We start from the raw sequence: 25,686 nt of genomic DNA, 5'->3' as shown, positions 1-25,686 counted from the left end.
AATTGAAAATGATTGTCAATATCGGCGTTCTTCCCGGCTCAAGATTAAACGGATGTCTTGTTCTACAGGAAGATGATAAGACCGGCAGAGCTGCAAAAGGCGGGAAGTTGTACGTTCGCCCAGGTATTCTTCTAATTGCTTGAGGTCGAGGTTGCTGGTGATCACAGTGGGTAGCTCATAGATTAACCGGTAATTGATGAGGGAGTAGATTTTGTTGCGGGTCCATTCCGTGTAGTTGTGGGCCCCTAAATCGTCTAAGATCAAAACTTTAGCATCCCTGGCCGTATTCAATAATTCCAGCTCGGTGGGGCTTTCTTCCTCCGGCCGCCGGTCATAGGTGGCACGGATCTGGTCCAAAAGATCGGGTACCACTACAAAAAGCACATTTATGTTTAAAGAAGCCAGGGCATTAGCGATAGCTGCGGCAAGAAAGGTTTTTCCGCTTCCTACAGGTCCAAAGATAAACAAACCTTTGGTGGGCTGTTGCTGGGCACACTGGGCCACAAAATTCTTGCACGCTTCTAGGCACCGGCGGGCGCTCTCGTAAAAACTCGCACCTGTCAGTTCATCGTAAGCCTGCCGCGAATAGAATCTCAAATCGAAATTGGCAAAAGTATGCCGTCTGAGCTGGGGGGCCAGGTGGGCCGAACGGAGGCGGTTCTGCCATGCTCGAACCTCCATACACTTGCAGCGGTAAGCCCTGCCTTCTTTTAACACAATTCCCCTATCCTGGCAATGAGGACAAGCGGGAGAAGGGCTCTGGGGTTCGGGCGAAGCGGGTTGCTTTGGGGAAATGGGAGGGATATGGATCCGTTCCATAAAGCTTCCCCCTTACGATTGCAGGTCTAAACGGTAGAGGTCGCGATACTTGTCCTCACCGGAAGCCTCACTAGCCTTCTTCTTTCCTGCTTTTTTACTAAGGAGGCGGTCGTCATAATTAATAGCCTCTTGTACCGTACGGATATTATGCCGGATCCAATCCCGGAGGATAGAATCTATGTAGCGGAAATTTAAAGCTCCGCGCAGCACGGCCCTTTTTAAGGCTTCAATGATGAGCTCGGGGCTCAAATTCGCATTATGATACCAATCGGCAAGCTGGCTGCTTTCTATAGGAGATAAGGGGCGGCCAAACTCCTTCTCAAATATGCGGTACAGCTCTCCTAAGCCAGGGTCTACTGTTGCTGCTTGTTCACTCGTAGCCGTCTGGAGTAGGGACTCCCGGGTTAAGATCTGGGCTAGCCTTTCCCATAAATTGTGCAAAGAAAAGGCATTAAGCCACCGTCCGGTTACGGGGCTGTAGTAAGGTTCCACGCTTAAGAGTTTTTTTTCAATAAGGCCTGCCAATATGTTTTTAACTTCTTCACTATCCATAGACAAATACTGGCTGAGCTTCTCAGGAGATGGGAAACGATCGTGTTCTATCTGGCGCCACCGCAGCAGGTGGATAATTATCATTACCTCTGTTTCTGTAAGACCCAGACGGTTATAATATTTAAGTAAAGGCTCAGGCACCACTACCGTGCTATCTTCCAATAAGGAGCTTACAATAGACGAGGGCCAACTGTCATTTATTGGCATAATAGGTCCCTCCCCGATACTTAAAATTATAGCATTTGTACCAGGGCTGTACCAGGGCCCTCCAAACTCGGTTATCCCTAGTTGTGCTCCCAGGCCTGCTTGACTTTACACTTGCTCCGGGAGCCCTCGCACGCTAAACTTGGCCTCCCCACCAAAGCTGGAGACGCGCCAGCCCTCCAAAGGAATCCAGGGCATGGCGCTGGTAATCCAAATTTATCTATAAAATTGTTTGGGCGAGCTAAGTTCTATTAGGCTAAGTAGAGAAGCCGGGGGCTGGGGCGGAGACTAGTCAGGGAAGGAGTAGGTTATGGAGGTAATAGCCTTTGTAGGACCGAGCGGGAGCGGTAAAAGCCACCGTGCCCACGCTGTCGCTTACGATTACCAGGCAGACCTCATAATTGACGATGGCCTTTTAATCAAAGGCAGCCGTATACTTGCAGGTGTTTCGGCCAAAGAACAACCGACACGGGTGGGTGCCATCAAAACGGCTCTTTTTTCTGATCCCCGCCATGCAGAAGAGGTTAAGGCCCAAATTAGGGCTTTAGCTCCCTCACGTTTACTAATCATCAGCACATCTCCGGAAATGGCCTGCAAAATTGCCGAACAGCTGGAGCTTCCCCCGCCCAGTTTATTTGTTGATATTACGGAAGTGGCTACCCCTCATGAGATCGCCCGCGCCCAGCAAATCCGGAGGCAGCTAGGGAAACACGTCATTCCTGTACCTACGGTAGAGGTAAAATCGCGCTTTAAAGGTAACTTCATCGAACCTTTAAAAACTTTTTTGCGCCGCCGCTCTGCCCTTCCTGGCAGGCCAAAAACACTTTGGGTAGAGCAGACCTTGGTCCGCCCTACCTTTAATCTATTAGGCCATTTTTATATTTCTGATAAGGTTATAGAGCAATTGGCTGCTTACTTAGTAGGGGATGGCGTGATAAGCCATCCCAAGGTAGAAGTGGGGACGGACAATACTTCTGGAAACTTAACCCTTAATATAGAGGTCGCGGCCCGTTACGGTGTTCCCTGGAGGCCCTATCTTGAGGCTATACAGCTTAGAGTCAAAGAAGGTTTAGAAAACATGACCGGGTTGACGGTAAAGGCCGTTAACATAACAGTAAAACACGTTCTTTTGTAATACTCATCCGTGGGCTACGGCCTTGGCCAGCCTGGTATAGCGGGCTACAAAACGTTCTATCCTGTTAAGGGCTTCCATGAGCTCCTGAAGGGAGGTTGCGTAAGAGCAGCGGATAAAACCTTCGCCACTCGGGCCAAAGGCATTGCCCGGTACAACAGCTACTTTCTCTTCTTTAAGTAACCGTTCGGCAAATTCTTCCGAGCTCAGGCCTGTAACGGAAATGGAGGGAAATACGTAAAAGGCTCCCTTCGGTTCAAAGCAATCTAGTCCCATATCCCGCAAGCGGCTTACCACGAGTCTGCGCCGTTGGTCGTATTGTTCCACCATATAACTTATATCTTTCAACCCGTGTTGTAAGGCCTCCAGTGCTGCCATCTGGCTCATAATCGGTGCGCAAAGGATGGTATACTGGTGGATTTTGACCATGGCTGCTAGAAGTTCAGGATGCGCGGCTACATATCCTATGCGCCATCCCGTCATGGCGAAGGCTTTAGAAAAGCCGCTCGCAAGTATGGTGCGCTCCTGCATACCCGGCAAAGACGCGAAGGATACAGGGGGCCCATCGTAACGGAGCTCGGCGTATATCTCATCTGCCAGCACAAGGAGGTTGTACTTTTCCACCACCCGGGCTATAGCCATCATGGTATCTTCGTCCAAAACTGCTCCGGTGGGATTGTTGGGATAGCAAAGGATGAGTAATTTGGTCTTAGGGCTGATACGCTTTTCTATTTCTTGAGGATTGGGCTGGAAATTGCGTGCTTGCGTTGTAGGTACCTCTACGGGCACCCCCCCGCATAACAAGGTTATGGGTTTATAAGAGACATAACAGGGTTCGGGGATAAGTACTTCGTCACCAGGATTAAGAACGGTACGCAAAGCTAAGTCTACCGCTTCACTTGCTCCTATAGTAACAAGTATTTGCTTGTCAGGGTGGTAGGAAAGGCCGAAACGTTCCTCCAAATATCTGGCAACAGCCCTTCTTAGTTCGGGCATCCCTAAATTAGAGGTATACATGGTATATCCCCGTTCTAAAGCTTGGACGCAGGCTTCCCGGATATGCCAAGGAGTAACAAAATCCGGCTCTCCCACCCCTAAGGAAATAACGCCTTTAGTATTGGCCACAAGATCGAAAAACCGGCGGATGCCTGAGGGACGCAAATTTTTAACTACCGGAGAAATGAACCTTTGGGGTTCGAAGTTACGGTTTTGACTCATGGTTGCACCACCTGCCGGCGTTCAGTTATCTGGTCTTCAAAGATGACCCCATCTTGTTTATATTTCTTTAGTATAAAATGGGTGACGGTGCTCTGCACGTGTTCTATGGTGGCCAGTTTTTGAGCCACAAAAGAGGCAACTTCCTTTAAACTTTTGCCTTGCACCAAAACTGAAAGGTCATAGCTTCCGGACATGAGAAATACTGACTTTACTTCCGGATACTGGTATATGCGGGCAGCCACCTCATCAAATCCTACATCCCGCTGCGGAGTTACCTTGACGTCGATCAAGGCCGAGACTTCTTCTTCCCCCACTTTTTCCCAGTTAATAAGGGTGGTATAGCGCAGAATTATTTTCTCTTTTTCCATTTCTGCTATTTCCCGAGCTACTTCGTCCGGTGGGAGACCTAACATCAAAGCTATTTCTTTAGGAGACAATTTGCTGTTGTTTTCTAAAAGCTTGAGTATATTTTTCCGCATCCTGTCCCTCCCCCAAAAATAATTTAGCCTCCTGTCCCTAAGGGACGGGAGGCCTTCCCGCGGTACCACCCTTATTGGCCACAAAAGTGGCCCACCTCGTTGAGCGCCGAAATGAGGCGCGGCCGATAACGGGGCTTCCGTCCTGGCCTACTCGGGTGTCCCCTTTCGGCAGGAGGCTCCGGGGTGGCCTTCAGCAGGAGACGGTTACCGGGCTCCCACCCTTCCCCGGCTCGCTGTAAACCCTCTACCTACCTACTCTCCCCTTCTTAGCCTTTTCCTTCAACTATTTGCTTGTTACCGCCATTTTAGCACTAGGCGGTTGCACTGTCAATCTTAAAAAGAGTTTATCGGCTGCCTTCGATTGCGAAGATTCCTGGCCGGCGCAGGCGGCGGGCTAAAGAAAGCGGATTTTTAATTTCACCTTCACTTAACTTTATAACTTTGATTCCTGCCCGGCGCAAGAAAAACTCCTTCCGCCAGTCAGGGGCTGTGGAAGCGACTTCAAACCCTAAGTTTAAGCGTGGCAGGAAATAATCCAGTGTTCCTCCTCTGAAAACAAAATTTTCTACGATTTCTTCTCCAGGAAAGGCTTGCTCCAGAGCAAGGCGCAATCCCCGTACCTTACCGGGCGAAGACCGCGGCCTGTCTTCTTCCTTCTCTAAGCAGGTTTGCCCGGTAGGTTGAACTTCCAGTATCGTATCAGCGGGGAACTCGTCATCGGGGCTTTCGCTCGTTTCAGGTGGGGCTTCGGGGCTTAAAATATCTTCTTCACCCTCCTTACGGGAAACTTTGTTGTTAAGGAAATTATTTACTCCCCGCTCAATGATCTCCTGTAGGTCGCGTGAAAAGTGACCAAAGCTCTGGAGCACGCGGCGATCCGGTAACCGCTGGGCTGCGAGCTGTTCCACTAAAGACTTAAGGTGTTCTTCCTTACCTTCTAGAACCTCCAGTAGCAGATGACCTATTTCTTCGATAATTGAGGCCCCCCGGGCTATTTCTTCTTCCCGCGCCGGTCCCTCTTTAAGGCCGGCGGAAATGGCGCACTGGACTACCTCATCAATGGAATTTAAAATTTGAGCTTCCAGTCTTGAGTTGCGCAATCCCTACCCCTCCCTGATGGAGGATCTCCTCCCGGTCAGTATATGCATAAGGGTAGGGACATAGAACGTTGTCCGCAAATCAAATTTAAGGTGACTAAATTTTATTCTGCCTGAGGCCGGGGATAGAGACCGGCTTCTTTAACAATGGTAGGAATGATATCTTCCCACATTATGGCCATGATGTGCACGCCGGCCACGCCTTCTATAGTGCGTAAATGCTTGATCTGTTCTACGCATATGGCGACCCCTTCGGCCTTAGGATCCTTAGCTTTTTCCATCCGGTTTATGATCTCTTCGGGGACTATCATACCTGCCACAGATTGCTGCATGTATCTGGCCGCGCGGGCAGATTTCAAGGGAGTTACGCCGGCAAGGATATAGGCCTTCTTGTGGAGCCCCCGTTCCCTCACCATGGCCATGAAACGTTCGAAACGTTCCATATCAAAGATACACTGGGTTTGGATGAAATCCGCACCAGCATTTATCTTCTTTTCTAGCCTCAAAACGCGAAATTCAAAGGGGTCTGCGAAGGGATTGGCAGCTGCTCCTATAAAGAAGCGCGGCTCGTGTTCTTTAATTTCTTCACCGCAGGCGAATCTTTTTTCGTCCCGCAGATCTTTAACTATCCGGATTAACTGGATGGAATCCACATCGTGCACATTTTTGGCCGTCGGGTGGTTACCGAAGGATTGATGATCTCCCGAAAGACAGAGCACGTTCCGTATCCCTAAACTGTAGGCTCCTAAGAGATCGCTTTGCAGGGCTATACGGTTGCGGTCGCGCACTGTCATCTGGATTATGGGCTCGCACCCAGCCCTTAGTACGTGGACACCCGCCGCTATGCTGGACATGCGTACTATAGCCGTTTGGTTGTCGGTTAGGTTTATGGCATCTACGTAATCTTTAAGGAGCTCTGCGTGCCGGAGGATGCCGTCCGGAGAGGCGTGCTTAGGGGGACCCACCTCACCCGTTACAACGAAATGCCCCTGGGAAAGAAGTTTCTCTAATTTACTGCCTGCCTTCCAGCTCATTCTATCCTCACATCCTCCCGTACCACTTTACGCGGGCCACCGTCCCTGGCTTTGGACCAGTCTTTAGGCGGCTGGATTTCTAAGAGCAGCTCTAACTTGTTTAAAGCCTTAAGGCGGTCATATATTAACTGCCAGGCGCAAGGTATATCTTTATTCACTTCGCAACGCCCGTTCTGGGAGCCTCCGCAGGGGCCGTTGAGAATACTCTTAGAGCACCTTATTATCGGGCAGATGCCCCCTGTCTTGTGCAAGATACATTCCCCGCACAGGCCGCAGCGCTCTTCCCATACTCCGTGCTCTATTGTTCCCCCGGCGAATTTGGTGTTAAGGGCAGGTACGACCCATTTGTTATAACGTTCGGCTAAAAATTGTACTCCTACCCCGCAGGCCAGCGAAAGTATACAATCGACGTCATCGGTGATATATTTTTCCAGCATCTCGACATATTCGGGGTCACATTGCCGGGTAAGGGTAACTTCTAGGGTCTCCAGTTCTTTACCATTTTTTTTGTACATCATGCGCAGGGCTGCGGCTATTATCCCTACCTCTTTTTCGCCTCCAGCCAAACAAACGGTAACACATCCCCCACATCCCACCACCAGTATCTTGCGTACCTCGCCTAAAAGATCTGCTATCTCTTCAAGGGGTTTAGCTTCGGCTACGATCATTTTCTTCACCTGCCTTGGGCGGCTTTAAATTACTTATCATGGGCTACTCTTTCTTCGGGCATCTCCCCGGGAAAAGTACCTGTTTTTTTAAGGGGATTAGGCCCTAGCTTTCTTATTTTTTCGGTAAACTCCTGGGCTATTTCAGCGAAGCGGGGGCCCATGGAACCGGAAAGGTTAAACATTTCCAGGCGTTCACCACCGATGCCTATTTCGTCCAGGAGCTTCTTGGCATATTGCACCCGCTTTTTAGCCCGGATGTTTCCTTTAAGGAAATGGCAGTCTCCTTCCAGGCAGCCAGCTACATACACACCATCTGCTCCATTTTCAAAGGCCTCCAGCAGCACCCGAACATCGGTTTTACCCGTGCAGGGCATCTCGATAAGCCGCACATTGGCCGGATACTGAAGGCGCATGGAACCGGCCAGATCTGCTGCTGCATATGCGCAGTAGTAACAACAAAAGGCGACTATCTTAGGCTCGAATGGTGCAGGGGAGTTACTCATTTATGTTTTCTGCACCTCCCTGAAATGGAGCCGTCACCGGGATGTATCTTGCACCGGCCCGCAGCCCCGCGGTTTTACCAGGTCTCCTTAAATAACCCAGCCACTTTGGCCAAAAGCTGGCTATCCTTGTAGTGCTGCAACTGGATAGCCTTGGCCGGGCACTCACCTGCACAGGTACCGCAGCCCTGACACTGGACGGGGTTGATCTCGGCTACATTCCGCTCATTGATGCGCGGGACACTGTAGGGGCATACCCGTACGCAGGTGAGGCACGCAGCGCACTTATTTTCATCCACTACCGCCACTACCCCGCCCACCAGCAGATGGTCTTTGGCTAAAATAGTGCAAGCCCGAGCCGCGGCGCCTTGAGCCTGGGCTATGGCCTCAGATATGGATTTGGGCGAGTGGGCGGCGCCGCACAGGAATATACCGGCCGAGGGGAAGTCTATGGGTGCCAGCTTGGCATGGGTTTCTACAAAGAAGCCGTCTTCATTTAAGGGAAGTTTAAACAAGGTGGCCAGTTTGTGAACATCTTCCGGGGCTGTAGCTCCCAGGGCCAGGACTACCCGGTCCGGCCACAGGACCAAAATTTTTCCAGAGGATGGATCGTGTATCTCTATTTCTAGCAACCCGATCTCCCTCTGCCGTATTATGGGTTTAGCAGCAAGATCAAACTGGATAAATGTTACCCCTAGTTCCCTAGCTTTCCGGTAATAATCCTCCATAAAACCATAGGCCCGCATATCCCTATACAGGATGTAAATTTTGGCCTCCGGGTTAAGTTCTTTTATCTTCAAGGCATTTTTAAGGGATTGGGCGCAGCACGTCCGGCTACAATACAGGCGCTCACCTTCCCGGGACCCGACGCACTGGATGAATACTATCTCTTTATGTGCTTTAATGTCAAATGCACCGTCGGCAAGCTCCTGCTCTAGTTGGGTGTTGGTAATTACCCTGGGATCCTGGCCCAATCCGTATTCGGAAGTGAAGGCCTCTCTGATACCCGTAGCTACAATTATAACTCCGTGTTCTAGCTTATGGGTTCGCCTTATATGTTCCCGGCCTGGGGCCCCCTGGGATATAGTGGTCACGAAGTGGCCCTGATGGCCGCCGAAATCCTCTATTTGAGCAGAAGTAAAGATCTTAATCCGGGGATGGCTCTTTGCCCGCTCTATGAGATCTTTAAGGAAGGCTTGGATGTCGTTACCTTCGAGGGTAAAGCGCAAGTTGCGGGCATATCCTCCCAGTTCTTCCTCGCGCTCTACCACGTAAACGTCATAGCCTTGATCCGCTATAGTTAAAGCGGCGGTCAACCCTGCTACTCCACCGCCAATGACCAACGCCTCGCGTACTACAGGTACCGGTTGGAGGTGCAGGGCTTCGTGTTTTATAACTTTAGCTACGGCCATGCGCACGAGATCTTTAGCCTTTTCCGTAGCCTTGTCGGGTTCCTGGCGGTGGACCCAGGAGCACTGGTCGCGGATGTTGGCCATCTCAAAATAGAAGGGGTTTAGTCCAGCCTCCCTTAAAGTCTCCCGGAAAAGGGGCTGGTGCGTACGGATGGTACAAGAGGCTACCACTACCCGGTTTAACCGGTGCTCTTGGATTATTTCTTTTATCTTCTTTAAGGTGTCTTGCGAGCAAGTGTAAAGGTTATTTTCCGCATATACTACATAGGGAAGCTTACGGGCGAACTCTACAACGGCCTGCACGTCCACTACTCCGGCAATATTTATTCCGCAATGGCAGATGAAAACGCCTACCCGGGGCTCCTCGGAGCTTACATCCCTCTCCGGCGGGTATTCTTTAGGCCGTACTAGAGTGTTCCTCGCAGGAGCCAAATCCCTTCCGGCACACGCTGCTGCCGCGCTGGCGTTTACCACCGTTTCCGGGATATCCCGGGGACCCTGGAAGGCGCCGGCCACGTAGATACCGTCCCTGGTGGTGGCTACCGGCTGCCATTCCGGGGCTTTAGCGAAACCGTAAGGATTAAGTTCGATGCCACATACCTTGGCAAGTTTGGCGGCTTCTTTGGGCGGGCGCACGCCCAGGGCTAATACCACTAGCTCAAATTCTTCCCGGACTATCCTTTCGCCGTCGAAGTACTGGATAAATAAGTTCTTGGTGACTGGATCTTCTTCTACCCGGGAGATCATAGCCCGTACATAACGGACCCCGGCTTGCTTAGCAGCCTCTACGTATTTATCGAAATTTTTACCGTAGGAGCGCATATCAAGGTAAAAGATGGTGGGCTTTATACGGGAGTCGTGCTCCCTGGCTATAATGGCTTCTTTAGTAGAATACATGCAGCAGATGGCGGAACAGTACGGGCTTCCTTCACCCTCGCAGTCCCGGGAGCCCACACACTGGATGAAGGCTATCCTCTCCGGAACTTTACCATCAGAAGGACGTTCTACATGTCCTTGGGTGGGGCCGGTAGAGCTTAAGAAGCGTTCAAATTCCATACTCGTCACGACATTATCGTAATACCCGTAACCGTATTCTCCGGCAAGCTTTGCATCGAAGAGCTCAAAACCAGGGGCAAGTATTATACTACCCACCGTTAGGTCTTCATATTTTTCCGTCTGCCAGTGTTCTACCGCTTTCTTTTGGCAGACGGTCTCGCACTGGAGGCATTCGGAGCATATACCGCAATTTAGGCAGCGCCGGGCCTCCTCCTGGGCCATCTCAGGAGTATAACCCAAGTAAACCTCTCGGAAGTCCTGTACCCTTTCTTCGGGAGGCGCCACACGTTGTTTAAGGCGACGGGCGGGGAAAGGTACAATATTTTCTGGTGGTCCCAATTTCTCTTGACGTGGAGTTTCACGACCTTCCTTTAAGTCCCGGCCCTCAAGATAACGCTTGACAGTTTCAGCCACTTCATGGCCGGAAGCTACCGCCTCTACCACCGAACTCGGTCCCCGCACCACATCCCCGCAGGCAAAGACACCGGGCAGGTCTGTAGCCAGGGTCAGTGGATCGACGGCAATAAGTCCTTTTTCCGTCCGTATACCGCTCTTCTCGCTTAAGAAATCCAGATCGGCAGCTTGACCGATGGCTACGATAACAGTGTCGGCGGGTATGGTAGTGGTTACTTCAGGATTATATTGGGGATTAAACCGGCCTTCTTCATCGAAGACACGGGTGCACTGCATCAGTTCCACTGCTTCGACTTCGCTTCCTCCCAGGAACCTTTTGGGTCCCCAAGAGTTATGCAAGATAATGCCCTCTTCTAAAGCTTCCTCTACCTCCCACGGGTGGGCCGGCATCTCTTTACGGGCTTCCAGACAGGCTACATGGACTTCCTCTGCTCCGAGCCGCCGGGCGCTACGGGCCACATCCATGGCTACGTTTCCGCCGCCAATAACTACTACGCGGCGGCCTACTTTAACTTTCTCGCCCTGGGCCACCCGGCGGAGGAAATCGAGGCCGGGAAGGATGCCCTTAAGTTCAGCACCGGGGATGTTGAGGACGCGGCTTTTCTGTAAACCGACGGCCAAAACGACGGCCTGGTACTGGGAGCGTAGCTCGTCTAAAGTTATATCTTGGCCCAGCCGGGTGTTAGGGACAAAGTGTATACCTAGGTTCAAAATACGCTGGGTTTCGCGTTCCACCACTTCTAGAGGCAGGCGGTAGCGAGGAATCCCTGCCCTCAGCATCCCTCCGGGCGAGGGCAAGGCGTCGTATACGGTAACCTGGAAACCCTCCAGGGCCAGATCTTGGGCTGCGGTTAAACCCGCAGGTCCTGCGCCTACTATGGCTACCCTTTGGGGGCGAACTCGGCGCGGACGGTAACTTTCCTTTTCTTTCTCTTGAGCTTCTTCCCAACCGTAATCATAAGCTGCCCGTTTAAGCCAGGCTATGGCTACCGGCTCATCAAACTGCCCCCGGTTGCACTCCGTTTCACAGGGATGGTGGCAGATACGACCGCATATACCAGCAAAAGGCATACGGCGACGTACGACCTCCAGGGCTTCGGCAAATTTGCCCTGGGAAATTAAGGCCACGTACCCTTGGGCATTGGTCCCTGCGGGGCAGGTGCTGCGGCAAGGAGGTATACCGCGCTTTTCTATCAGGTATTTGTTGGGTACGGCTTGAGGGAAGAGTTTGTAAACTGCTTTGCGCTCCCCTCGGCCTTCGTTAAAGGTATTGGGTACCCTAACCGGGCAGACCTGCTCGCAATCACTGCAGGCCGTACATTCGTCTATGTTTATATAGCGCGGCCTTTGGCGAATCCTCACGCGGAAATTGCCCTTTTCTCCTTCTACCTTTTCGAGGGAAGAACAGGTATATAACCGTATATTAGGGTGGTTTAGAGTATCCGTCATGCGCGGGCCCAGCAGGCACATGGCACATTCATTGGTAGGGAAAGTCTTATCCAGTTGGGCCATTTTACCGCCTATGGAAGGTGACTCCGTCACCAAATACACCAGATACCCGGCGTTGGCCAGGTCTAAGGAAGCCTGCATACCCGCGATACCGCCGCCGACCACCAAAACCGAGCCTGTTAGTTCCGGCTTCTCCTTCAGCTCCTGCATAAATACCCTCACCAGCCTTTCCTTCCCTGAAAGAAGGGGGTTACCTTACGGGGATCGGGTAGCAAGACTAAAAGTTGCAACTCTTTAGCACCGGGGAAGGATCGATTAAGTGCTTGTTCAACCAGGGCGCCGAAATACCCAGGGCCAGAGCCAAAATTTCACTTATATATAGTACCGGTAGCTTATAATCTTCCGGCTGCCTGCTGTCCAGGTTAGTTTGACATAAAGGACAGGCGGTGACCAGTAGATTTGCTCCCGCACGTACGGCAGCTTGCACAATTTTCTTTACCAGCTCCTCGACAATTTCGGGAGCAGGGATGGAGAGGCTAGCTCCGCAACATTCGGTTTTGTGGCTCCAAGATACCGGCTCAGCCCCCAAAGCTTTAAGGAGACGGTCCATAAGCTGGGGTTGTTCGGCATCAGCTTCAAAATTTACTACTTTCGGTGGACGGGTCAAAAGGCAGCCGTAATAGGCGGCGGGCTTAAGCCCCGCCAGGGAGACTTTTTGTTTTTCCTTTATAAGGGATAGTATATCGGGTGTCCCCAACACTTCAAGGAGGTGGTGCACCTCGAGCATTCCTTTATACTCTTGCCCTATAGACAATTTTATATCTTCTTGGAGTTTTTTCGCTTCCTTTGTTCCGCTTTTTAAGAAAGCTTGAGTGGAGCGCAGAGCATTGTAACAAGCAGCACAAGGTACAACCAAATGTGAAGCTACTCCTTCAGCGAGTACCATATTGCGTAAGGATAAAGAATGGCATAAATACGTGTTAAGGGAATGCCCGGAGGTGGCTCCGCAGCAGTTCCAGTCGGGTATCTCTTTGAGGGGGATATTCAAGGCTTCAAATAGAGCGCGGGTGGAGGCATCGTATTCTGCTGCCGTGGAATGAAGGGAACACCCCGGGTAATAGCCGAAGAACATCAGGCTTCTCCCCTTGCCCTTTTAAAGATAGAGCGAAGTTGTTCTTTGTTTTGTATACGATCGGGCCAAAGTCTAAATTTTCCCTTCCGGAACATCTTCACCCCCAGGGATAGATCCTTCCAGTAATCACGGGTTTTCCACTTATAAGCCATAACTAAACCTAATTCATGGGCCCGCCCGTACTTCTCTACAGAAGCCAGAAACTCGCGGTGGAAAGTGGCTATGGTAGAAGAAGCGGGTACGAGGCCACGGGATATAACTTTAGCCTTTAAAACATCGTTTATACTGGCGATATCTATCCCGTTAGGGCATCTGGCCTTACACGTGTGGCAACTAGCACAAAGCCATATGGATTTACTTTTTAAAAGCTCATCCTCCAACCCCAAATGGAGGCAGCGGACTATCTGGTGGGGCAATATATCCATAAAAGATGCCACCGGGCAACCGCCCGTACATTTATAACACTGATAACACCGGCTAACCGGCTGGCCCGAGGTTTCTTGTACCCAGCTCAGAAGGTGGGGTTGCGGTAGCACCTTATTTTCTTGCAACCCCCTCCCCCCTTCTTGTAAGAAATACCCTGTGGAGGAGCGCGTTCTTACTGGCTCTTGAACACCTTAACAAAGGAATCACAGTACACCGTGCGGTTGCGGAGGACCTCAGCCGCAGCTGCCGTAGCCATGAGCTCTTCGTCACAGGCATCTACAATGGCCGCGTCCAGGCCGCAAGCCATGGCCATGGCCAGGAAGGTACGGTTCAGGAGCGACCGGTCCTGGCAGTTTTGGGAAACGTTGCTTATACCTAGCACCGTCTTCGGAGCCGGATTGGCTAAAAGCTTAACCTGATAAAGGGTCTTGAGGACTTCCGGAGCATGATCCTGGGCAACGTTGGCGGGTAGAATAAGAGGATCAATGTACAGGTCTTCCATGGGAAGACCGAACTCGTCAGCAGCAGCAACCAGCTCCATGGCCAAAGCCAGACGTGTGTCGGCATCCTTAGGGATACCGTTCTTATTCATCGTAAGCCCGATAAGGGAGGCTCCGTATTCAACAGCCAAAGGGAAAAGTTTTTCTATTTTCTCCCTATCCGCGCTGGTGGAGTTAATAATGGCCGGTTTTTTGCACAGTTTGAGACCTTCTTCTATGGCCTTGATATTGGTGGTATCCAGACAAAGCGTAAGATCGCTCACCTCCTGGACGACTTCCACCAGCCATTTCATAGCCCCTACCTTATCCTCCACTGCCGGGCCCACATTGATATCCAGGGCACGGGCACCGGCTTGCTCTTGCCGCCGGGCCCACTCTTGGACGGGAGCAGGATCACGCTCTTGGATGGCCCGTTTGATATCATTGAACATACCGTTGATGCGTTCGCCTATAATAAGCATAAAACTAGCCCCCTTAAATTTTTTAATAGGCATTGCTTACCATTAATTTTTCGATATTCTCCTTAACCAAGGCCACGGCCTTGGGATGGCGCATGAGAAGAAGGTGAGCGCCGGCCTGGAGCAGTGCGGTTGCCGTAACCGCTTCCCATAAAATACCCCGTTCCTCTGTGTCTCCCCAGCCTGGAAAATCACTGACAGGGGCCACGGCTTCCTTGGTACGCCAGGCCTCATAGCCCACTGTGCATAATACTGGCATGGAAAGCATCTTATCCCCTTGGAGGGCGCCAAGTCGCGTGCGCTCCATGATCGAGTAAGCATATTCTATACCGTAGCCTAGGCTCCCTATAGAAGGATCGATTACTATCCGGTTGGGCGGCATGTTCATTTCGGTAATTAAAATATTGAGTTGCTTGCAGATGTTGATATCTAAGGGTGACCTGGCGATTATATTATGCTTGTGGACCAGGCACGCCGCGGTCAGAGATTTATAATTATCCTGCTCTGCATTGCCCAAAAGTAGGTTTTCCCCTGCCGCGGCCTCAGCTACGGCCTCTAAAACCTCTTTATCCTTTTCAGCGTCGCCACAACCGACTACTATGAGGGGAACGCCTACGGCTTGTAATACTTCCTTCACTGCGGCTACACAATCTTCCACAGAGCGGTTGGCCCCTTCCGGGTCGGCACCATCCAATTTAAGGTAGATGAGGTCGGCACCATACTCTTTAACACATTTTTCTGCCCAGCGCCCGGGCTCCTTCATTACATCGACGAAGCATTTTTTTAAAGCATCCGGCCAATCCGGTTCTATATCTTGCACTTCCATGGCTACTACTGGGCGGTGAGGTATCTCACCTTCAAAATGGTGGAAAGGTAATGCTGCATCGCCCCCTATGGTTATGGTATGTGTACGCGTACCTCCTTCTTCTTTAGTAGCCCCTAAAGTCACCTTTTGGACAGCAGCCCGGTTTTTTTCCTTTAGAAGTTGAAGAGGCATAGTTCGAACCTCCCTTTTAATGTTTTGGACCGGTCGAAAACTCTCAGATAGATGTGGCTAAGCGAATACCAGGAGTTATAGAGGTAGCTCTTTCAATATGCGCCTCGTTTCCCGTACAGCCAAAGAATCTGAGGGCAGTTCGAAAAGAGGCTTTCCCGCGGCGTCATACTCTATCACCAGGGGATCAAAGGAAATGGTGCCCGCCAGGGGCAGCCCAGAGCGCTCTATCTCCGGCTTAAGGCCATTGAGAGATCCTTGTACGCGGGTGACCACCAGCCATAGATTAGGAATAGGCAGTTTTAGTTCCTTTACCAACTGGCGTATCCGGCCTGCCGAGCGTATCCCCCGAACGGTAGCGTCGCTTAGAACGAAGAGATATTCCACACCTTGAATTATACGGCGGCTTATATGTTCAAGCCCTGCTTCGCTATCTATAACTACGTACTGGTAGTTGCGGGATAAAGTTTCTAGATGCTTACGCAGGATGTCGTTGGGGTAACAATAGCACCCCGGCCCTTGGGGCCGCCCCATAACCAGCAGGTCTACTTTCTCTGTCTCTACTATGGCTTGAGCCAGCCTGTACTCTATAAACATATCCTTAGTCATTCCGGGCGGTATACTTTTGCTATCTTTAGCCTCCTCTAGGATATCGGCGACAAAGTTGCTTACCGGGATCCCCAATGCTTCATTTAAGTTAGCATTGGGGTCCGCATCTACAGCTAAAACGCTTTCTTTACCTTGCTCCAACAGGTAGCGTATAAGGAGGGCGGCAAAGGTAGTCTTGCCTGTACCACCCTTACCCGCTACAGCTATATGCTTTGCCATTACCCTGCCACCTTCTGTAACCTGCTCCCGCTCAGGCGAAATTGTTCCGGGCGAAGGACGGGATCCCCGAGGCTTCCCGCGGGCCTACCAGCACTTTCCATCCTGTGAGATCCTCTAGCTTTCCTTTAAGAACTGCTACCAATCCCGGGATAACGAGCGTCCGGTGTTTAACTTTGTTTTCTATACCCAACTTCTTTATAACACTGGCTATTTTTTCAGCATCAAATTTACCATCGGCATAGGCTGTTAGAACAGAAAGCCCGTTAGTATCCACCGGAATGATATAGCTCGGGATCCGGCTGCTTTCTACTTCACCTTCTACGGAGTAATAGGTAAGGGAGAAATTGGTAGTAATGTATACAGGGGAGTTTTCGTTAACCTCACCCACTTCGTAAATCTTTTCCTCCACCCGGATGGGTACTTGAGGATCAGTGTAAAGGTTTTGCCTCCAGGAAAGGAGGGGCAAAAGATGGGCTTTGGCAATGGTATTAAGCACTATCAAGCTAGCGTATTTAGCAATATAGTTTACTGCTTCTAGAACCTCTGCCAAGGGATCTGTAGAAGTGGTCAAAGCCATAATGGGATAGCCGAAGGGACGGAACCGCTTTTTTATGGCCAGCCGCCGGATCTGGGTGAAATCTGCAACCGCGCGGGAAAGGCTCCGGGCTCCCGGGTCCAGCACCAATTGCTTATACCCTAAGCCTGTAATTTTTTCTACCAGTCCAGCAAGTTCTTCCAGACCAGAGGCCTTGACAGCCAAGGGACAGCCGTGCTCTTTAGCTAAGGACACCATGGCCTCGTAATTATTAACGTTAGCCGCATAAAGCAAGGGTTTGCGAGCTGCAACTTTCGGTACTACTGGAGTTAATACAGCAGGGTCCTCAGCCATCAAAACTAGATTAAGGTCGGTATTAGCTGCTACCAGCTCAACTGTTTGTACGAAGGCTTCCGGTTCTTGAGCGTCATGGGTGACGGCTATGGCCTGGACGGTGTAGTGCTGGCCCACACGGTCAAAGGAGAGGTCGTTTATGGACTGGACTCTGGAAAGAACTTCATCCTTGGAAAGGGCATCGCTAACCCGCAAGGCTATGGCGGGTTCGTGATTGAAACGCTTATCATGACGGAAGAGTTCCGTTTCATCCCCCATCTCTACTGCCTTATCCCCGGTGCCCAAGATGACTTTAGCTATAGGGGGCGCAGCAGCAGATTCTAGCGCCTCCCGGGCCTCAGGAGAAACATAGGGGCAAGCATCTAAGCTCGCTTTACCTGCAGCCAAGTTCATGGCAAAGGCCAGGCAGGTAGGGGTGCCGCATTCCCCGCAGTTTTTCTTGGGTAGCTGTTTATAGATCTCTAGCCCCGTCAAAGCCATGCTCTATAACCCCTTTCTCCTAAAAATCCTTGCTTGAAGGACCGCTATACCAGTACTGGCAGCGGCTCCTTGTTTACTTACTTGTGGGTTTAACTTGATAGCACCTTTCCGGGGAAAGAGAGAACCTTCCCCCGGAAAGGAAGCGGCGTTTACATCAGCGGGTCCATAGTTAAAGCAGGATGTCCTTTCTCCTCTAGGAAGGGGAGGATTTCCTCCACTGTGGTGCCTACGGTCTCATCGGCTATTTTATCTATGAAGTCTTCGCCCAAGCCCTCTTCAACGCTCCGTTGGATGAAATCTTCCCGGAGGTATTCCTTCAAGGACTTAGGCATCCAAACAATACGTGCGATGCCGCCATCAGCGGCTATAAATTTCCTACTAACTATATACCTCCTGCCTATTCCCATAAATCCCGGTGTCTGCACCCCACCGCCTATCATACCTGCCAAGGTGGAGAATGTCATCCCTGATGGCGTCATACCCGGGTGATCGCGGGTTGTAATCATGATGCCGTTACATTCGGGCACCACGGCCATGATGGCCTCAAAGCAACCGCAGGAAGTCATAGGGTTCTCCATAAGGGTGTAAAGGCAAACCTGCTCCAGCGTACGGTTGGAAGCGATATAGAGGTAGTCATTTACGCTCTTCCAGATGCCCTTAATGGGGTCAATTTCTCCTTCCTTGGGAATGGGCTGGTTGGGTCCGGCCGGGTTGATCTCATAAGAAGCTTTAGCATCTAGCCAGGTTACCGCACCGCACAGACCCAGCCTTTCCGGAGTAATTATGCATACATGATTGGGAGCAAAGGACTGGCACAGGACGCAAGAATAGAAAGTATCTACTGCTTCGTCCGTTAGGCCTCGCATACGGTCATCGCGCTGCTTATATTTCTCCAAAGCCTGGGACATTTCCTTTTTTACCAGTTCTTCATCGGTAATAATGGTCACCTGCACCCTATCCACTATGGCGGGGAATTCTTCCTTCATCTTAGCAATCAGGATGTCCCCGAAGTGCTTGAACCGGAAGCCCTTGGCTACTGCTTCCTTGCTCACCCGGAGCCAGTTTATGTTGCGCTGCCCAGTATGCCATAGTCCTTCGCCGTAGTTGATGAAGTCGTGGATCCGTCGCTCCAGCACTCCTTCAAAGTCCTCCTGCATTTTACGTCCGTAAATATCTACTATTATTCCCAGCGGGAGGACGCTTCCTTCCGGAACATCGGTAATATCGGGGCCGATGACTTCGATCTTACCGTCTGTAATCTGATCTTCCGGTACGCTTCGCACCAGCTCAAAGGCGGGGCTGCGGGTTCCGCCCATCTCTATATACATGTCATGCTTGCGAATGCTTTCGCCTTCGAAGGCCGGGCCAAAGTTGATGGGTAGATCAAGTTTAATCTTAGTAAGCTTTATACCCCGGACCTCCATGGCAATCTGGATCATCTTATCGTAGTCCGGGACACTGAAGAACCAGTCGGGTATCGTTTCATCCTCACCTAACGGCTGGTCTGTTATAACTGGGAAGCCGGTAAAAATGGCACCAAAAGCTGCCGCCGTTTTGACCATATCGCGTTCCCCTAAGTACAGGACAAAGGCACGGATGCGGCGGCGCTGGTAATCGCGCTGTTCGTCCCTTGCCCCAGGAGGCACGTTACCGAACATCATACCTGCGCGTAAGGCATAATTAGCGGCATGCACTATCTGGGTAAAGTTACCTAACGGGTAAGCCATGTAGTCTATCCCTAACTTAACGTTTTCCTCCAAAAGTTGTTCTACAGCTTCATCGCATATGAAAAGCATGAACCCCATACCCATAAGTTCTTGAACCATCTTGGCCAGGGCCTTAGAATCCTTCGCGCGCCCCAGAATAATGGCCTCGCCAGGAATGGTCCAGTCCACCATCTTAATGCCGTAGCGCCGGACTATGGGATCACCGATGAACCCTGTCCACGGTTCAGGAGCCAGGGGTTCTTCAGGCTTATACTTAAGATAGCGGAGGGCTTCTATAATTTCTGCCGCATACCAGGTAGCTTCCCCGGCCAGGCGGGCATTTTCAAAGGTTAGCTCAGATTTAATTTGCGCCCGTTTGCGGTTAAGGATAGGTGGTAGATCGCCCAGCTTAGTTACCTCTTCACCGCTAAAGCAGCGGATCACCGGTAAGTAGTATGCTGTATCCGGATAACCTACCGGATGGTCCGGACCATATTCCTTGATGGCACGGTTTAAGAGGATCTCCGCATAACTTACCGCGGTTATGGCGCCGTGGTAAACCTCCCGGAAAAGCTTAACAGGGTTTTTACCCTCGGGGATGGCTCCTTCGTAAATCTTATCGAACTCTACCGTCATTTTCGTCCCCCCTTAGTAACCTTGGTAAAGCTTAGTACCGTAACGTTCAGCCACCGCCCGGTGAACTCCCAATTTCCAGGTACGGTATTCTAGAGCGTTTAAAATCTTGCGCGCGGCTACTTCCGGATCCATCTCGAAGATGAAGTAGCCACCGTAGACGTCGCTAGCTATCTGGGTAAGTAGGCTATAGATAAGGTCACTCCCCTCCACAGGTGGCATACATCCTACATGAGTGGGAAGGCCTAAAGCCACGCACCACGTCCCGATGCTGGTAGCCTTACCGCTCATAGCTTCCGGCGCTGAAGCAGCGAAGGGAACCTTGGGAGTATCTACGCCCAGATCGTTGGCCATGGCCATGAGGAGATCGGAAGCGCGCGTATTGTCTACACAGGAACCCAAATGGAACACCGGCGGAAGCCCGACGTTTATATTAGCTTTCTCGGCAAGCCTGTAGAGGAAGCGCTTTAGCCCCTCCCCGCACAACTCGTCTACCCTGGCTGGATCCATAAGCCCCAGCTTGGCCGCCGATTGGGCCGAGCATCCCGTGGCTATAACAAAAACGTTGTTCTTTAAAAGTTCGCGCATGATGGTCAGGTGGGAGGCGTCCTGGTAAACCTTAAGGTTATTGCAGCCTGCCATGAGGCAGACACCGGCCAACTCTCCGGAAAGAATGGCTTCATTTAGCACCCGCACCGGATTTTCGGGGTTTACGGCGCCGAAAAGCTTAAGCAGGGCTTCTAAGCTCCAGCCGGCTACCACCGTATTTTTGACGGACGGGATATACACTTCCCGGCCGCTTTCCTTTCTTTCCTTAAAGGCTTCAATTCCCAACCGCAGAGCTTGTTTGGCTTTTTCTAAAGCATTATGCGTATCGAATTCTAAGTGGTAGGATCCGGGAATTTTTGCGATATCCGAGGTGGTGATGAGGCGGGTATGGAAGCATTCGGCTACCGCTTGAAGGCCGGGCATGATGCATTGCACATCCACGCACATGGCATCTACCGCGCCCGTACAGATAGCCAGCTCCTGGGAGGCGTAAGAAGTCACCAGGGGTATACCTTGACGCATAAGTACCTCGTTACCGGTACAACATATCCCCACCAGGTTAATACCTTTGGCTCCCGCGGTTTGCGCTTCCCCTTCTAATTCTCGGGCAGCCTGTACTATCATCTCACTTAAAAGGGGGTTGTGCCCGTGTAATACGAAGTTGACCTTATCGGGGTCCAAAACACCCATGTTGGACTGGCTAACAACAGGAGACGGAGTACCGAAGAGAATATCGGAAATGTCGGTAGCGATATGCATACCCGCATAATCGGCCAGCCCCACGCGGATGGCGCTGAAGACCAGGTTGACAGGATCATCGTCGTTGCCTATATGGGCTTGGCTGGCAAGATCAGAAATGGTGGCATGGATGCCATGAGGCATTACATTGTGGGTGCGGAACTTTTCCACCCGGCCAGGAGTAACAGTAGTGGTGACCCAGGTGGAATCCCCCATACCTTTAAGCCGGCTAAAATCCTCTAAGGCCTTCCGGGCGAGCTCCCAGGCTAACTCGTTTTCCGATTTCCCGTCTACCGTTATTCCTACCCTGCGGCACACCTGGTAAAGTTTTTCCTGGTCTTTGATGGTGTAATCCGGCGCTTTGCCCTCTGCCATTTCCAGTAAAGTATGGGCTAGGTGGTTCCCATGTTCAGAATGAGCAGCTGCGCCAGTCAAAATCAGAAGCCCCACGCTCCGGGCCACCACCGTCCAGGGGGAAGCCCCACATATACCCCGGCTTCCAGGACCGGAGTCGCTTTTTATACGGCAGGGCCCGGCTATACAAAACCGGCAGCAAATCCCTTCATATCCGAACTTGCACTGGGGTTGTTGGGCTACAAACCGATCAAAGGCGGTTATAACGTTTGTCTTCTTGCTGTGTTCCAGCACCTCCAGTGCCGCAGGGTCAACGGTTCTTTCGCGTTTTTTAGGCTCGGTTACCCGGGGGGCCCCTGAAGGCCGGCTGGTATGGGTAACGTCGCGAAACCTAGGCATCTTTTTTTACCTCCTCCACTAAGGTCTTTGGGAAATCCATGGCCAATAAACGGTGACCTACGGCTTCTAAGGCAAGGTTGAAGGTAGAAGATTTTTCATTCTGACCACGCCAGACCAGTTCTTCAAAGGGAATTACTCCTAACAAGTCTTCACCGAACTGGTGGCGGAAGAGCTCTTCTTCCTGGGGATTCCGTACTTTATTAGCTATAAACTTTATCCGGGGGATCCCCAGGTCCCTCGCTAATCTTTCCACTGTGCGCGCCGTCCGCAGGCTTACGGGGGAAGGCTCGCTTACGACCAGCATAACATCTACTCCCCGGGCTGTTCCGCGGGTGAGATGTTCGATACCCGCGCTCATATCCAAGACAACCATTTCTTGGCGCCGGAGCAGAAGGGAATTTATGAGGGCGTTTAAAACAGCATTCTCCCGGCAGTAACAGGTGGTACCGGCTTGCTTTACGGTTCCCATTTTAAAAAACATAATATTACCGTATTCGAGGGTATAATCGGAAAGAAGAACCTCTACGTCGGGGTTTAGGGAAAAAAAGGCGCCTTCTCCTCCCGTTATTCGGGCTATGACCTCTCGCATTTCCGCTACGGGCTTAAGGGAACACACCTTTTCTTCAGGCAGGCCTAAGACCATTCCTAAGCTTGCATCCGGGTCTGCATCCACGGCGTAAACCCGGAAGCCTTGAGAAGCAAAGAATTTGGTTAAACCGGCAGCAATAGTCGTTTTACCTACCCCACCTTTACCAGACACGGCCAATTTCACTTTAAATATCCTCCAGCTTAATGTATGGTCCATCTAAATTTCCGGATACCACAAGCCGACACTTAGTGAAATTCGTCACAACATCCGATTCTCCTGCTAGTGTGGTTAAAATTTTTGTTTAAGAATTTGCCAATTGTCCCTTGAAGATGCAAAACATTAAACCCCGTATTTCAGCCTTTCACACTAATTATACTACATTTCAGGAAAAAGCGGATATAAATTTCATTAATTGTTTAAATGGTGAAATGAGTTGCAAAGCCATCAGTTTTACCTTTTTCTTCGTGCTCAATAGCACACTTGTTACTTGGATACATAGCATAATTGGATACTTGTCATAAATGATACCTTTGGTAATACGAGCCTGTCAACAGAAAGTTGGGGCTTGCTCCCAGTTTCAAATAAATTAGCCCGGTAAAATAAACCGGGCTTATACAGTCGTAATAGCGTTGCGGAACGCGGCAACAAGTAAGTTATCTTATTTGGCTCTACTCCGGATCAATAGAGTTGCTGTTAGGGATATAATGGTACCTATTAATAAAGGATATGTTCCGCCGATCCAGCCTCCACCGGCAACTGTTCGACCAATGATAGGAGGGCCCAGAAGCATACCGGCATTTTGACCAAAAATAACTGTAGCTAAGGCCACCCCGGCTAACCGAGGATCGGGGGCTGTCTCAGGAGCTAAAGTAAAAGTAGTGGTAGGAACAAAACTTACCACCACACCTAAAACGACAAAATACGCGACTATGGTTGAAACGCTCTCGCCTAATTTAAAGGCCCAAACCAGCAGAATAACAGCTATAACGAAGGCGGTTATCAATACACCCTTACGATTTCTCGTACGGTCTAATGCCCAACCGGCTATTATACCGCCAGGTATACATACTAATGTAGTTAAGCTGACGTAAAAGCTGGCTGCTGTTGGGTCTATCTTATGCACCTGATTTAAAAACAAGGGAGCCCAGGTGGAATAGCCTATAAAACTAAAATTGAATCCTGCAAAGGAGAGAGCGAGTAACCAGCTATTAGTACTCCTTAAGCCTAAACCTAAAGATGGCTTGGCACTATCCTGTACCTCACCTGCGCTCTCTACCCTATCCGGTACTGTTACTATAGCACTGTATACTATGAAAGCTACTAGAGCAAAGGCGGCTCCGAACCACCATATACTCGCCCAACCCCAAAGTTTCTCCATGGGATTGGCCAGGTTGTACATAAGGAAAGTCCCTACAGGTACCCACGTGGACCAGATACCCATGGGCAATCCTCTTTCCTGAGGTTCGAACCACATACTGATTACTGCCGGAGCCACCACCGCAATCAAAGCCAGGCCTATACCCTCAATAGTTCTCCCCACAAGCATAACCTCTGGCCCTTGGGCCAATGCCCCCATAATTGAGCCAAAGATGCAACAACCTAGACCTATTAGTCCGCTTACCTTAGGGCCCAGACGTGCAAGAAGCAACGCCGCTGGAAATGCTAAGATAACGCCAGCGAGTGAAAACACCGACATTAGCCATCCGGCCGTGGCCATATCTACGTGAAGACTCTTCATAAGAACTCCCATTACTGGTGGCACTTTAAACTGGTTCATAGCTACGGCCACGCCTCCCAGATAGGCCGCCCACATAACGGCCCAAGCTTTCCTCTTCATCCCAAAACCTCCTCTCATGTTGCTATATCTCCTGAACACCTGCTAAACGTAGGGCCTAATATCTTTACCCAAGACCACTAAGGAATTTAACATAGCAAGCAGAGAGGTACCAGTGAGCATTAGAAGGCTTCATCCTGGTACCTCATTATATTTGCTCCCTTTCATCCTTTTTCTTTTTCGACATATAGGGGGGATTTTCCCTATTATTTTATTTATCAAGTTAAATCTTCTTATTTAACTAAACCGTTATCAGTCACGGGTTCACAAATTTTTAGTTGCTACTTTCTCGGTGTCAACGCCCTCTAGTGCCAGCCTGAAAGCATACGATTGTTCGGAATAATCGATTAGGGCGTGGGCTTCAGGGAAGAAAAGCTCTATGAATTCTTTGAAGAAGAAAGTGTACAATACAGGGCTTTATTCCATCCAGAGTTGCGGCCAGTTCTTCTTAGGTGGAGAGGAAGGGAAAATTTGCGTCTTTTTGCTTCTCCGGTACAGGATCGCTTACGATGCCGTGGACCAGAAATACTTCGGGGTCGTGGCTTTAAAGCTGCCGGGAACGCTCGAGTGCTTCATCAAAAGGCCCGACGACTACCAGGGTGAGAGGTCCCTGTTTGCTCAAGGACCACGTCCATAAAAACGCCACCAGAAAGCAAGGAGCAGGAATTGTATGACGGCAGCCAGGAAGAAAATAGAGCGGAGGAAAGCGTAAATTTTAAGGCCTCCGGATCCCCAGAGGCCTTAATTTTCTTGGAGCCGGCGGCCGAACTCGAACCGGCGACCTGCTGATTACAAGATAGTTCCCGTTTGTCCGTGGTAGTCTGTAGTTGTCTACAGGCTTTATTTTTCAAGGCTTTCACATCCATATTTGTCTATTGTGTCTATAGTTTTCTACTCCCACTGCTGTCAAAATTGCTGTCAAGCCATGACCTGCTGATTCTATTTTCTTCAGATCAGTAGGTCGCGGGTTTGTGAATTTTTACTTTAGACGGATCCGCCACAGCCTCCGATTTATCTCCTCCAAGTCAAAAGCCTCAGGGTCAAACTCCCCGCCCAGCCACTCGACTGTCTCCTCATACTCCTCGTGTTCCGGGTCAGAAAGGATTTTCAGCATCCTCTGGTACCCCCAGGGGCCACCGCAGT

General features: G+C 50.6%; 22 protein-coding genes and 1 other annotated feature. Of the genes, 2 read left to right on the top strand and 20 right to left on the bottom strand.

What is annotated here, in order from left to right:
- Nucleotides 1-15: 15 nt before the first annotated feature.
- Nucleotides 16-819 carry an ATP-binding protein gene (locus tag L5656_RS01985; protein WP_297198274.1) on the bottom strand — a complete coding sequence of 268 codons (804 nt, stop codon included), beginning with the start codon at nt 817-819 and terminating at the stop codon, nt 16-18.
- A gap of 12 nt (nt 820-831) precedes the next feature.
- Entirely contained in the window at nt 832-1,578 is a 747-nt protein-coding gene (locus L5656_RS01980; RefSeq protein WP_297198270.1) for a DnaD domain-containing protein, read from the bottom strand.
- Between the two features lie 307 nt (nt 1,579-1,885).
- On the opposite strand from L5656_RS01980, the gene L5656_RS01975 reads away from it, so the two are divergent.
- On the top strand, nt 1,886-2,710 hold the full coding sequence (locus L5656_RS01975; RefSeq protein ID WP_297198267.1) for an Asp23/Gls24 family envelope stress response protein: 825 nt from the start codon (nt 1,886-1,888) through the stop codon (nt 2,708-2,710).
- 3 nt (nt 2,711-2,713) lie between these two features.
- Here L5656_RS01975 and L5656_RS01970 read toward each other — a convergent pair whose 3' ends face one another.
- From L5656_RS01970 to L5656_RS01890, 17 genes are all read right to left on the bottom strand, one after another.
- Nucleotides 2,714-3,925 (bottom strand): aminotransferase class I/II-fold pyridoxal phosphate-dependent enzyme, encoded by a 1,212-nt coding sequence (locus tag L5656_RS01970; protein ID WP_297198264.1) that lies wholly within the window; start codon nt 3,923-3,925, stop codon nt 2,714-2,716.
- A complete protein-coding gene (locus L5656_RS01965) occupies nt 3,922-4,404 on the bottom strand; it encodes an Lrp/AsnC family transcriptional regulator (protein WP_297198261.1) in 483 nt (160 codons plus the stop codon). Before L5656_RS01965 ends, L5656_RS01970 begins: the two co-directional genes overlap by 4 nt.
- A gap of 37 nt (nt 4,405-4,441) precedes the next feature.
- Nucleotides 4,442-4,681, bottom strand: a binding site (T-box leader).
- A gap of 67 nt (nt 4,682-4,748) precedes the next feature.
- Nucleotides 4,749-5,504 (bottom strand): hypothetical protein, encoded by a 756-nt coding sequence (locus L5656_RS01960; protein WP_297198258.1) that lies wholly within the window; start codon nt 5,502-5,504, stop codon nt 4,749-4,751.
- A gap of 101 nt (nt 5,505-5,605) precedes the next feature.
- Nucleotides 5,606-6,535 (bottom strand): methylenetetrahydrofolate reductase, encoded by a 930-nt coding sequence (locus L5656_RS01955; RefSeq protein WP_297198255.1) that lies wholly within the window; start codon nt 6,533-6,535, stop codon nt 5,606-5,608.
- Nucleotides 6,532-7,203 (bottom strand): methylenetetrahydrofolate reductase C-terminal domain-containing protein, encoded by a 672-nt coding sequence (locus L5656_RS01950; protein ID WP_297198252.1) that lies wholly within the window; start codon nt 7,201-7,203, stop codon nt 6,532-6,534. Before L5656_RS01950 ends, L5656_RS01955 begins: the two co-directional genes overlap by 4 nt.
- Nucleotides 7,204-7,232: 29 nt before the next feature.
- Entirely contained in the window at nt 7,233-7,706 is a 474-nt protein-coding gene (locus tag L5656_RS01945) for a hydrogenase iron-sulfur subunit (protein ID WP_297198249.1), read from the bottom strand.
- 74 nt (nt 7,707-7,780) lie between these two features.
- A complete protein-coding gene (locus L5656_RS01940) occupies nt 7,781-12,256 on the bottom strand; it encodes an FAD-dependent oxidoreductase (RefSeq protein WP_297198244.1) in 4,476 nt (1,491 codons plus the stop codon).
- Nucleotides 12,257-12,311: 55 nt separating this feature from the next.
- Entirely contained in the window at nt 12,312-13,166 is an 855-nt protein-coding gene (locus L5656_RS01935; protein WP_297198241.1) for a CoB--CoM heterodisulfide reductase iron-sulfur subunit B family protein, read from the bottom strand.
- A complete protein-coding gene (locus L5656_RS01930; RefSeq protein WP_297198238.1) occupies nt 13,166-13,717 on the bottom strand; it encodes a 4Fe-4S dicluster domain-containing protein in 552 nt (183 codons plus the stop codon). The genes L5656_RS01935 and L5656_RS01930 overlap by 1 nt, the downstream gene beginning before the upstream one ends.
- Nucleotides 13,718-13,764: 47 nt before the next feature.
- On the bottom strand, nt 13,765-14,553 hold the full coding sequence (locus L5656_RS01925; protein ID WP_297198236.1) for a methyltetrahydrofolate cobalamin methyltransferase: 789 nt from the start codon (nt 14,551-14,553) through the stop codon (nt 13,765-13,767).
- Nucleotides 14,554-14,575: 22 nt separating this feature from the next.
- On the bottom strand, nt 14,576-15,547 hold the full coding sequence (gene cdhD, locus L5656_RS01920) for a CO dehydrogenase/acetyl-CoA synthase subunit delta (RefSeq protein WP_297198233.1): 972 nt from the start codon (nt 15,545-15,547) through the stop codon (nt 14,576-14,578).
- Nucleotides 15,548-15,622: 75 nt separating this feature from the next.
- Nucleotides 15,623-16,372, bottom strand: a complete 750-nt coding sequence (locus L5656_RS01915) for an AAA family ATPase (protein WP_297198230.1) — start codon at nt 16,370-16,372, stop codon at nt 15,623-15,625.
- A gap of 31 nt (nt 16,373-16,403) precedes the next feature.
- The gene (gene acsC / locus L5656_RS01910; RefSeq protein WP_297198227.1) at nt 16,404-17,741 is read right to left on the bottom strand and encodes an acetyl-CoA decarbonylase/synthase complex subunit gamma; all 1,338 of its coding nucleotides are present in this window, start codon (nt 17,739-17,741) and stop codon (nt 16,404-16,406) included.
- 149 nt (nt 17,742-17,890) lie between these two features.
- Complete coding sequence (gene acsB, locus L5656_RS01905) at nt 17,891-20,083, bottom strand: acetyl-CoA decarbonylase/synthase complex subunit alpha/beta (protein WP_297198224.1); 2,193 nt, start codon at nt 20,081-20,083, stop codon at nt 17,891-17,893.
- 12 nt (nt 20,084-20,095) lie between these two features.
- Complete coding sequence (gene cooS, locus L5656_RS01900; protein WP_297198221.1) at nt 20,096-22,120, bottom strand: anaerobic carbon-monoxide dehydrogenase catalytic subunit; 2,025 nt, start codon at nt 22,118-22,120, stop codon at nt 20,096-20,098.
- Complete coding sequence (locus L5656_RS01895) at nt 22,113-22,892, bottom strand: AAA family ATPase (RefSeq protein WP_297198218.1); 780 nt, start codon at nt 22,890-22,892, stop codon at nt 22,113-22,115. Before L5656_RS01895 ends, cooS begins: the two co-directional genes overlap by 8 nt.
- Before the next feature lie 475 nt (nt 22,893-23,367).
- Complete coding sequence (locus L5656_RS01890; RefSeq protein WP_297198215.1) at nt 23,368-24,546, bottom strand: MFS transporter; 1,179 nt, start codon at nt 24,544-24,546, stop codon at nt 23,368-23,370.
- 376 nt (nt 24,547-24,922) lie between these two features.
- On the opposite strand from L5656_RS01890, the gene L5656_RS01885 reads away from it, so the two are divergent.
- Nucleotides 24,923-25,180: a hypothetical protein gene (locus L5656_RS01885; protein ID WP_297198212.1), complete on the top strand. Its 258-nt coding sequence runs from the start codon at nt 24,923-24,925 to the stop codon at nt 25,178-25,180.
- A gap of 342 nt (nt 25,181-25,522) precedes the next feature.
- Here L5656_RS01885 and L5656_RS11295 read toward each other — a convergent pair.
- Nucleotides 25,523-25,686 (bottom strand): IS1096 element passenger TnpR family protein (locus tag L5656_RS11295; RefSeq protein WP_428849293.1); only part of this gene is annotated, 164 nt, incomplete at its 5' end.

Origin of the sequence: Thermanaeromonas sp. (assembly GCF_021890735.1) — a bacterium.
Taxonomy (GTDB): Bacteria; Bacillota; DSM-521; order Neomoorellales; family Neomoorellaceae; genus Thermanaeromonas.
The sequence above is the reverse complement of the archived record's forward strand: the minus strand, read 5'-3'. Positions and strand labels throughout refer to the sequence as shown.

Excerpts from the sequence above, each read along its gene's own strand:
- L5656_RS01985 (WP_297198274.1), bottom strand. The coding sequence starts at position 819 with ATGGAACGGATCCATATCCCTCCCATTTCCCCAAAGCAACCCGCTTCG.
- L5656_RS01980 (WP_297198270.1), bottom strand. The coding sequence starts at position 1,578 with ATGCCAATAAATGACAGTTGGCCCTCGTCTATTGTAAGCTCCTTATTG.
- L5656_RS01975 (WP_297198267.1), top strand. The coding sequence starts at position 1,886 with ATGGAGGTAATAGCCTTTGTAGGACCGAGCGGGAGCGGTAAAAGCCAC.
- L5656_RS01970 (WP_297198264.1), bottom strand. The coding sequence starts at position 3,925 with ATGAGTCAAAACCGTAACTTCGAACCCCAAAGGTTCATTTCTCCGGTA.
- L5656_RS01965 (WP_297198261.1), bottom strand. The coding sequence starts at position 4,404 with ATGCGGAAAAATATACTCAAGCTTTTAGAAAACAACAGCAAATTGTCT.
- L5656_RS01955 (WP_297198255.1), bottom strand. The coding sequence starts at position 6,535 with ATGAGCTGGAAGGCAGGCAGTAAATTAGAGAAACTTCTTTCCCAGGGG.
- L5656_RS01950 (WP_297198252.1), bottom strand. The coding sequence starts at position 7,203 with ATGATCGTAGCCGAAGCTAAACCCCTTGAAGAGATAGCAGATCTTTTA.
- L5656_RS01945 (WP_297198249.1), bottom strand. The coding sequence starts at position 7,706 with ATGAGTAACTCCCCTGCACCATTCGAGCCTAAGATAGTCGCCTTTTGT.
- L5656_RS01935 (WP_297198241.1), bottom strand. The coding sequence starts at position 13,166 with ATGTTCTTCGGCTATTACCCGGGGTGTTCCCTTCATTCCACGGCAGCA.
- L5656_RS01925 (WP_297198236.1), bottom strand. The coding sequence starts at position 14,553 with ATGCTTATTATAGGCGAACGCATCAACGGTATGTTCAATGATATCAAA.
- cdhD (WP_297198233.1), bottom strand. The coding sequence starts at position 15,547 with ATGCCTCTTCAACTTCTAAAGGAAAAAAACCGGGCTGCTGTCCAAAAG.
- L5656_RS01915 (WP_297198230.1), bottom strand. The coding sequence starts at position 16,372 with ATGGCAAAGCATATAGCTGTAGCGGGTAAGGGTGGTACAGGCAAGACT.
- acsC (WP_297198227.1), bottom strand. The coding sequence starts at position 17,741 with ATGGCTTTGACGGGGCTAGAGATCTATAAACAGCTACCCAAGAAAAAC.
- acsB (WP_297198224.1), bottom strand. The coding sequence starts at position 20,083 with ATGACGGTAGAGTTCGATAAGATTTACGAAGGAGCCATCCCCGAGGGT.
- cooS (WP_297198221.1), bottom strand. The coding sequence starts at position 22,120 with ATGCCTAGGTTTCGCGACGTTACCCATACCAGCCGGCCTTCAGGGGCC.
- L5656_RS01890 (WP_297198215.1), bottom strand. The coding sequence starts at position 24,546 with ATGAAGAGGAAAGCTTGGGCCGTTATGTGGGCGGCCTATCTGGGAGGC.
- L5656_RS01885 (WP_297198212.1), top strand. The coding sequence starts at position 24,923 with ATGAATTCTTTGAAGAAGAAAGTGTACAATACAGGGCTTTATTCCATC.